Genomic DNA, 6,701 nt, shown 5'->3' with positions numbered 1-6,701 from the left:
CGCGTACCAGCTCCCTGCCCACGACGCCCGTAGCGCCCAGCACCAAGGCGGATTTTCCCATTTTCGCTCCTTGAATTTCTTTAAATTTTAACGCACTTTACGATCAAATTTAACTCCGGCGCTACGTTATTCTAAATTTTACGCTTCGTCGCGCGGCGCGTAATGCATAAATTTTAGCGTTTACCTGCATAGTCAAATCGCGCAGCTTGCAGGCTAAACTCGAAACTGCCTCGATCCACCGCGCCTACGCACGCATCGCTATCATAAAGCGCGAGCAGAAATTCCGCCATCTCCTCGCTACAATGGTACCGCGCAAAAGCTGAGTCATAGTCGTAGCCCGAGTCGTCCGTCGCCATGGGGCCAAAAATTCCGTCCTGCAAAATAAAATTTCGCGGCGGAATGAACGAGCTAAATTAAAATCAAATCTGCGTGCGGAGCAGAAAGCGGCCGAGCTAAGCTCACGCCCCCTCTGCCGCTAACGTTATGATCTGCTTAACCACTTCGCTCGCCGCTTTTAAAGAGCCTACGGGCAGATATTCGTAGATCGAGTGGAAATTATGCCCGCCGGTAAAGAGGTTCGGGCACGGCAGCCCCTTTGCGGAGATGACGGCGCCGTCGTAGCCGCCTCGCATAGGCTTGATCTTAGGCTCGATGTTTAGGCTTTTAAAAGCTTGCTTCGCAAAGCGTATCGCCAGCGCGTCGTCGTTTTTCAAAAAGTTATAGACGTTTTTATAGCGGTCGTTTAGCGAAATTTCGATCCGATCGCCCCAGATCGCGCGAAGCCCGTCCGCCGTCTTTTGTAAAAACTCCATACGCTGCTCGTATCTTTTCTCGTCAAATTCCCTCACGTCGATCTTTAGGACGGTCTTTGCGCTGTTGCCGCTAAGCTCCTTGATCCAAAAATAGCCCTCCTTGCTCTCTGTGTACTCGGGCGCCTCGCCCGCGGGCAGCAGCGAGATAAACTTATGCGCCAAAAGCAAGGAATTTACGAGCTTGCCCTTGGCGTTCATCGGATGAGCGGACTGGCCTTTGAAGGTAACGACGCAATCGCCCGCGTTCCAATTCTCGTAGATAAACTCGCCGATGCCGCAGCAATCAAGGCAGTAGCCAAAATCCGCGCCTATCTCGCTTACATCCAGCTCCTTTGCGCCTAGCAAGCCCTGCTCCTCGTCCGGCACGAAGCAGGCGATTATTTCGCCGTGCTTGATCTGCGGATTTTGGACGAAAAATTCCAGCGCATTCACAATTGCGGCGATCGCCGCCTTATCGTCGGCGCCTAGCAAGCTGGTGCCGTCCGTTACGATGATCTCATCTCCTTTATAATCTTGCAGCTCCTCATTTTCGCTCTCTTTAAGATAGATCTCTAGCTCTTTATTCAGACAGATATCGCCGCCTTCGTATCTTACGATCTGAGCTTTGGTGTCGCCGCTCCGTTCGGCGCTGGTATCAAGATGGGCAAAAAACGCCACGCTCGCAGCGGGCGCGTCTAAATTTGAGGGAATTTTAGCGATCAAAATCGACTTCTCGCTAAGGCTGATATTTTTTATGCCTAGAGCTTCGAGCTCGCCTTTTATGAGGCCTGCGAGCTCAAGCTCCTTGGGGTTTGAGGGCATTATGCCCGCAGCGCCCGCGACCCTATTCGTGGTGGTGTTAATTTTGGTGTAGTTTAAAAACCTCTGCACAATATCCACAAATAAGCCTTTTATAAAATAACAAATGCGATGACGCAGACAGATATAAACATACCTAAAGCCGTTCTTTTGGCGATCTGAATAGGATTTACCATCGCAAGTCCCGCGCAAACGATGCAAGCGCCCGCAATCGGCGATGCGCTTCTGCCTAGCGCGCCGCTTATCGCAACCGCCATACCGAGCTTATCTTGCTCAAAGCCTAGCGCGTCGGCGTGCACTGTCACGGCGGTGTTAAACGCCATCGACGCCGCGTCTCCCGAGCCTGTTACGACGCCCATAAAAAACGGCACAAAGGTTCCGCCGAATTTTACGTAGCCCTGCTCGTTTTTAAGCCACTCTATTACGAAATCGATCGCTCCGCACGCGCTAAGTCCCGCGACGAAGACGCCTGCTGCGATGATGATACCTATGATATCGGCATACGCGCTACCCATTCCTTTGAAAAATTCCTTCGTAATCTTTTGAGGATCGGTTAGAGTAACGGCGATGGTGAGGATAGCGCCCAGTAGCATCGCTTCGGCGACGCCCATCTTCGTCCATTTCAGGAAAGGGACCTGATTTAGGCTCGTGCCGCCGATTACCAAGATCACTAGAGGCACTAACGGCATAAGCGCATATAAGACGTTTATCTTTTGAGGCTGCGCGTCTAAATTTGAACCGTCGGCTGAATTTGACGCAACGGAATTTGCGCCGCCCTCTTTTTGTGCGAGATAATTAACCCCCCTGGTGTAGTCTTTGCAAACTATCGCCGTTATACTCATTACGATCAAAACCACGATCAAAGCGGTAATCGCGCTAGAAAACTGCACCCCGATGACGTCTTGAACCGTATAGGATGGGTTGTGCGCCTTTACCATATCGGCGACAAATACGTTGTGCGCCGAGCCCGGGCTTAAAACGCTACCGAAAGTTCCCGCAAATACCGCAGCTCCCGCCATCTCCGGTTTAACGCCCGCAGCCATCATCACGGGGATCAGCGTAGCGCCGACCGCAGCCGAGCAGCCCGCAGCGGAGGGGATAGCGATATTGATAAAATATGTAAGCGCCACGACGATAGGGATCAATAAAAATCCGATATTGCCAAGAGGCCTGGTTAGTAAATTTACGAGCGCGCGGTCGCAGCCGGTAAATTTCATCACGAAGGCAAAACCCATACTGGCGCAGATCGCCTTAATAAGACCTGCTTTAGTCATATACGAGGTAAAGGCGCCCAGCCCGTCCAGCGGCTTTAGACAAAGCACGCACAGCACCAAACCCACGCCGATAAGCACGGTTTTGGTATCCTTCTTCATGATTAGCAAAGCGACGACCGCGACGATACCTGCAAGCGCCAAAAATAGCCTAAAAGTCTGCACGATAACTCCTTTTAAATTTTAAATTTACTTCCCACGGCGATGCGCGAGATCTCTTTTTTATACTCGAATTTTAGCACGTCCGCATACCCCATCACCTCACACTCGTTTCCGTTTATCAAAAACGCGCTGCCCTCTGGCATAGCATAGACGCTGTCATTTTGATTGACGATCAAAAACTCCTCCAGCCGCTCCTCCCTGCTCTCGCCGTTGTGGTTTGAAATTTTACCGCTTATAAAGTGCGGATTGATCTGATACGGAAAGATCCCCAGAGCTACCGGCGAGGGCGGAAAGACGATCGGCATGTCGTTGGTAGTCATCATCGTCTTGCCCGCGACGTTTGCGCCGGCAGACCAGCCGAAATACGGCGTGCCGCCATCCACGGCATCTTTGATCGCGCCTAAGAGATCAAATTTATAAAGCTCATTTAGCAGCACGAAGGTATTGCCGCCGCCGATGCAGATCGATTTGGCATTTTTAACGGCGGCCTTCACATCACCGAATCGATGGATCGATCTGATATTGTTGCTCTCCAAGCACTCCGCTACCTTCTGCTCGTATTGATCGTTCGTGCGCCTAACGCCCGCAAACGGAATGAATAAAATTTCATCCTCCCATAACCTGCCTAAAAATTCTTTGATCCACCCCTTGCAGTGGTTCAGATAACCGCTGTCTTTGTAACTGGAAGCGCTTAGAAGTAGTGCTCTTTTCATACCGCCTTCCTTAAGCTTTGCCGTTTAGCTTATACGCGCAGCGCAGATACACGTCCACTCCCGCAAGCAGCGAGTCCTCGTCGAAGTCAAATTTGGCGTTGTGATGTCCCGCCGCAAGCGTCGTGCCGATCATCAAATATCCGCTCTTGCCGCCCGCGTCCTGCACCGAGCGCATAAAATGTGCGAAGTCCTCGCATGCACCGAAATTTAGCTCCCTTACGATCTTATCGTTATCGATGAAAGGTGATGCCTTCGCCGCATCCTCGTAAAGCTGCGTGGTGGCCTCGTCGCTATCGCCACCCGCGGTGCCGCCCGTAACCTGCACGTCGTAGCTGACGCCATAAATTTTAGAAACACCCTCCACTATGTCCATACATTTGGCCTTCATAAACTCATTCAGCTCCGTGCTCTCGCCGCGCGTCTCGCACGCAAGATAGCCGTTAGGCGCGATGACGTTGCGTCCTTCGCCTGCGCGCAGCACGCCGACGTTGATACGCGTGACGCCGTCTGCGTGTCTAGTGATACCGTGCATATCAAGCGCCATCTCGGCTGCGGCGAGCAGAGCATTGGCTCCATTTTGCGGCGCGCCCGCTGCGTGAGCGGACTTGCCTTTTAAATTTACGTCAAATTTAGTAGTCGCAAGCAGTTTTTTGGTACCGCAGATGATGCCTCTCATGGTGCTCGCCTGAAAGCCAATATGACCGCCCAGCAGATAATCCACGCCCTTGGTGACGCCCGCAGCTTCCATGCCTACGGCGCCTCTGGTGCCCTCCTCGGCGGTTTGGAAGATAAATCTAAATTTACCGCTAAAATCGTCTAGGCTATGCGCGATCAGCTTTGCCAGAGCAAGCCCCATCGTGATATGCCCATCGTGCCCGCACGCGTGCGTGATGCCGCTAATATCAGAGCGAAAGCCCTCCTTAAAAGGGCGGTGGTCCGCATCCGTGCTCTCGGTCACGTCCACGCCGTCTATGTCAAATCTAAAAGCGACCGTCTTGCCCGCGCGCCCCGTGTCTATTTCGGCTACGAGACCCGTTAGTCCGTCCTCCATCACATCAAGAAATTTTATCTGATCCACGTTTAGCAGCTCTTTGGCGCGCCGCTTCGCCTTCTCGCAGGCCTCTTTACTGCCTACGCCCTGTCTGGCTTCAGCCTTTACCACCTCGCGGCCGAGCTTTATCTCATAGCCCAGGCGCTGCATACGATCTGCGATAACGGCGGTCGTAAAAAAAGTAAACCAACCCGTCTCTGGATGCGAGTGAAAAAACCTGCGATCCCCAATCATCTCGCCTTTGAGTGCCTCTACTTTTTGTGCGATAGCATCCATCTTCTCTCCTTTATTTTTTGGCTAAGTTTAACATCGCCGCGGCTAAAACCTTCGTAGCGGCGAAGGCGTCGTTCCAGTTTATGCTTTCGTTTACGTTGTGGCTGATGCCGTCCTTGCACGGCACGAAAAGCATCCCCACGCGATCCGCAAGCCCCGTCATATTCATCGCGTCGTGTCCCGCGCCGCTAGGAAGCCTCAGGCTTGGAATTTTAAGCTCGCCGGCACAGCTCTCAAGCAGATCTATCATCTCCTCGCTTAGCTTTACGGGGCGATCTTTGATGAGATTTTTTAGTTCAAATCTACACCCTCTGCGAGCGCAAATTTCATCTATCGCGGCGCAAATTTGATCGTCCGCCGCCCTAAGCGCTTCCTCATCGATATCGCGTATATCAAGACCTAGTGTGCAGGTGCCCGGGATCACGTTTAGCACGCCGGGAAGTGCGTTTGCATAGCCCGTCGTCGCAACCGTGGTTTTGCCCGCCTTTGCGATCCTCTCCGCACTTAAAACGATCTCGCTCGCGCAAGCTAGGGCGTCGCAGCGCATATCCATCGGCGTAGCACCGCTGTGATCGGCTCTGCCCTCGATCCGCAGCTCGTATCGCACGGGCGCGGCGATACCCGTGACGATGCCCACGGGGATACCCCGCCTCTGCAATACTGGCCCCTGCTCGATATGAAGCTCGATATAGCTATGAAAGCTGGATTTCGGCAGGATGCAGTTTTTTAAATTTGCGGGATTTAGCCCAAACTCCTGCATGGCGTCAAATAGCGAAATTCCGTCCCGATCCTTTAGCTCGTCTAGCCGCTGCCGCGATAGCTTGCCGCTTATTATCTTGCTGCCTACGGTCGCCATTTTGAAGCGGCTTGATTCCTCGCAAACAAAGACGATGAGCTCCAGCGGTCGCGCAAGCTTTTCTCCGCTATCTCGTACCGTGCGGATCGCCTCCAAAGCCGCCATGACGCCTAGCGTGCCGTCGTAAAAGCCGCCTTGCGGCACGCTATCGATATGCGAGCCAGCACTTACGGACGGCAGATTGGGATTTTTAACGCCTCCAAATTTAGCGAAAATATTGCCCGTATCGTCGATTTTGATCTTGAAATTTTCTTTTTGAAGTAGCGATATGAGGAGATTGCGCGCCTCTTTATCCTCGCGCGAAAATGCAAGCCGCGTAAGCCCGCCGCCCGCCAAAGCTCCAAAGCGGCTTATTTGCTCAAATTCGCTTTTAAGGCGCTGTATGTTTATGTCCATAAATCCCCTTTTTTTAAAAATTTATGAGTACGGCATTTTAATATCAAATTTATATAACAAAGCTGAAATTTGCCTATCGCGGCGGCAGATAGGGCGCTAAAATGGCGCGAGCAAAACTGCTTTAAGATAACGCTATAAATTTTGCCTTTTGGGTTTTAAAATCGCAGCGAGTTGCTTAACTTCAGATTAAACGGATATAATTATCGCAAAATTTAACGAGGAGCGCAGATGAAGCAGGGCTCGCTAGAGGGGCTTTATGAAAAGCTAAATGAGCTTAAAAGCGTGATAGATAAGGAGGAGTGTCTATTTGATGCGATAAGAGACGCCGTAGAGGCGCAGGATTTGGCGTTTGCCGCGCAAATTTGCGAC

6 protein-coding genes are annotated in these 6,701 nt (G+C 51.9%); all 6 read right to left on the bottom strand.

Going from position 1 to position 6,701, the window contains the following annotated elements; all coding sequences use genetic code 11:
- Positions 1-173 precede the first annotated feature (173 nt).
- Positions 174-356, bottom strand: coding sequence for a hypothetical protein (locus Q0369_RS07170; RefSeq protein ID WP_298097932.1), 183 nt, complete (start codon positions 354-356; stop codon positions 174-176).
- A gap of 102 nt (positions 357-458) precedes the next feature.
- Positions 459-1,691 carry a peptidase T gene (pepT, locus tag Q0369_RS07165; RefSeq protein ID WP_298097929.1) on the bottom strand — a complete coding sequence of 411 codons (1,233 nt, stop codon included), beginning with the start codon at positions 1,689-1,691 and terminating at the stop codon, positions 459-461.
- An 11-nt stretch (positions 1,692-1,702) separates the two neighbouring features.
- The gene (gene dcuC, locus Q0369_RS07160) at positions 1,703-3,046 is read right to left on the bottom strand and encodes a C4-dicarboxylate transporter DcuC (protein ID WP_298097926.1); all 1,344 of its coding nucleotides are present in this window, start codon (positions 3,044-3,046) and stop codon (positions 1,703-1,705) included.
- Positions 3,047-3,057: 11 nt separating this feature from the next.
- Entirely contained in the window at positions 3,058-3,756 is a 699-nt protein-coding gene (pepE, locus tag Q0369_RS07155; protein ID WP_298097922.1) for a dipeptidase PepE, read from the bottom strand.
- Positions 3,757-3,766: 10 nt separating this feature from the next.
- Entirely contained in the window at positions 3,767-5,083 is a 1,317-nt protein-coding gene (locus Q0369_RS07150) for an amidohydrolase (protein ID WP_298097919.1), read from the bottom strand.
- A 10-nt stretch (positions 5,084-5,093) separates the two neighbouring features.
- Entirely contained in the window at positions 5,094-6,332 is a 1,239-nt protein-coding gene (locus tag Q0369_RS07145) for a M20 family metallo-hydrolase (RefSeq protein WP_298097916.1), read from the bottom strand.
- Positions 6,333-6,701 lie beyond the last annotated feature (369 nt).

This window comes from uncultured Campylobacter sp. (genome assembly GCF_938030685.1).
Lineage (GTDB): Bacteria > Campylobacterota > Campylobacteria > Campylobacterales > Campylobacteraceae > Campylobacter_B.
This window is presented reverse-complemented; position numbering and strand designations above follow the sequence as displayed.